General features: G+C 58.0%; 3 protein-coding genes. 1 reads left to right on the forward strand and 2 read right to left on the reverse strand.

Annotated elements, in window-relative coordinates; translation table 11 throughout:
* The first annotated feature begins 252 nt into the window (after positions 1-252).
* A complete protein-coding gene (locus DSM100688_RS11695; RefSeq protein WP_152359261.1) occupies positions 253-780 on the forward strand; it encodes a P-loop NTPase family protein in 528 nt (175 codons plus the stop codon).
* A 174-nt stretch (positions 781-954) separates the two neighbouring features.
* Here DSM100688_RS11695 and DSM100688_RS11700 read toward each other — a convergent pair whose 3' ends face one another.
* Entirely contained in the window at positions 955-1,746 is a 792-nt protein-coding gene (locus DSM100688_RS11700; RefSeq protein WP_152359262.1) for an aminoglycoside 3'-phosphotransferase, read from the reverse strand.
* A gap of 48 nt (positions 1,747-1,794) precedes the next feature.
* Positions 1,795-2,172, reverse strand: a 378-nt coding sequence (locus DSM100688_RS11975) for a hypothetical protein (protein WP_205730656.1), incomplete at its 5' end; no start/stop codon positions are given.

The raw sequence follows: 2,172 nt of genomic DNA on the forward strand, positions 1-2,172 counted from the left end.
CCGAACCCGGAAGCTAAGGCCTGGCACGGCGATGGTACTGCACTCGATAGGGTGTGGGAGAGTAGCACGCCGCCGCATTCAACTTGTTTGGACCCCGGTCGAGCGGTAACGCTCCCGGGGTCCTTTTGCATCCGGACGTTATTTGACGCGGATGCTGGGATCTCTCTGATCTTGTTCCCTCTGTACCGACCTTCATCTCTCACTTGACGGACTTACAGCCGATGTGGCGCCGGCTCGGCTATGATCGGCACCATGCGCATTTCCGTCATTGGTCTCACTGGCAGCGGCAAGTCAACGTTGACCCGATACTGCGGCGAGCATTACGGCATCCCGTCACTGTATCTGGATACCGTTCAATTTCTTCCCGGATGGCGCAGCCGTCCCATCGACGAGCAACGCGCCATGGTGAGCAGATTTCTCGACGATCATGAGTCATGGGTGATCGACGGCAACTACACCAACCTGTCGTATCGCCGGCGTCTCAACGACTCCGATCTGATCGTGGTCATGCTGTTCAATCGTTGGGTTCGATTGCGTCGTGTGCTCATGCGGCTGCGGACGTATCACGGTCGATCGCGTCCATCCATGACCAGCGGTTGCGAGGAACGTATGGATGCCGCGTTCGTGTGGTGGATTCTGCATCAGGGCTGCGATGCCGCGCATATGCAGGAGTACCGTGACGTTATGCGTGACTACGGCGGCAGCGTCGTCGTAGTCCGGAACCAGCGGGAGCTTGATCGACTGATGGCAACGCTGCCGGATGATCCTTGCTCTTGTTGAATGTCATCTCAGACTGCTGTAGTTCGAACATAATGTACGTTATCGGATAATCCGCGTGGCGGTTTTCTCTCGCTGACGAGGCCGTCAGCGAGAGAAAACCGCCAACCATGGTGCGTAGTGGCGGAAAACGCTCGCTGAGCGCAGCGTCAGCGAGCGTTTTCCGCCACTACGTCGCTACCCGAACACCTCGATCGCCGCAACGGTACGCAGCAGATCCTCGTCGACGAGGTCACGCCCGTACGCATCCAGAAATCGATCATGGTATCGATCCGTATACAGATTGAATCGCAGCGTCCACAATGCCCAGTACACATCCACATGTCGGTCGCTGATACCGGCACAGTCCAGATCAACGAAACCCGTAAACCGCCAGTCGTCCAGGATCACATTCGGCAGACAGTAGTCGCCATGCACCAGTACATCGGCATGTAGCCGCGGACCATGATTGCAAACGATCGCATAGATTTCGTCCACGGTGGCGTTGCCGTACAGGTCCGTATAGAACGACGTATCCCAGTGTCCAGCGGTATGGTTGCGTGAAGCCGTCGTGAGATATGAGTGCAAACGATCGCCGTCTGGGCAGTCGGTGTAATCCATATCGTGCAACATGCGCAGCCGACGTGCCAGCAGTTCCGTCAGACGTTCCGGTTGCTGCAGGTAACGCGGCGAGGCGCAATCCTCGCCCGGTATGCGCGCCGTCACCATCCAGTCGCGGCCGGACTCATCCTGTCCGTAACGCAACACCGCTGCGGCCAGTCCGCGACGATGGAAATACGCGGTGAGGTGCGCCTCCCGGCGCAAGGCCTCGGCAGCGGCGGTCTTGATGAAATAGCCGTCGTCTTTCGTTGAGTAATACACGCGTGCTTCCGGCGAGGAGCTGCTGTCGAAGATCCGTCCGCCGTCGATGAACGGGCGGATTGCATCGGGGAACGTTGTGCTGAAGGATGCCAGTTCGGTGCGTCGCATGTCTTCAGTGTAGGACGCGGGTGGGCGCGGTTCTTCATGAATGAGCGTTCATGAGGACGATGCGGTGTTGGTGGCTGATGAGGGGATCGGTTGGTCGCTGTGGGTTGTGGCGGTTTTCTCTTGTCGGGCGGGTGCCTGGGCGTGTGTCTGGCAGGTGGGGCTGCCGATCGTTGTTGTTGTTGGATGCGTGGTGTTGGTTTCCTTGGGTTGCACACGCGTGGGGGTGTGTGGGCGTGTGCGATCGGTGGTCGCCGGGGTTTGTTGTTTGTTTGTTTGTTGTGTTGTTGTGTGTTGTTGGTTTCGACACGCCGGTGTTGGTGGTTTTTTGGGTTGGTTGGGTTGGTGTTGTGTGGTGGTGTGGGTGGGTTTTTGCTGGTTTTTGGGTGTTTGCGACACGCCGATGGATGGTAGTGTTTGCAGTGGTTT

It is taken from the genome of Bifidobacterium ramosum, from assembly GCF_009299505.1.
In the GTDB taxonomy this organism is placed as follows: domain Bacteria; phylum Actinomycetota; class Actinomycetes; order Actinomycetales; family Bifidobacteriaceae; genus Bifidobacterium; species Bifidobacterium ramosum.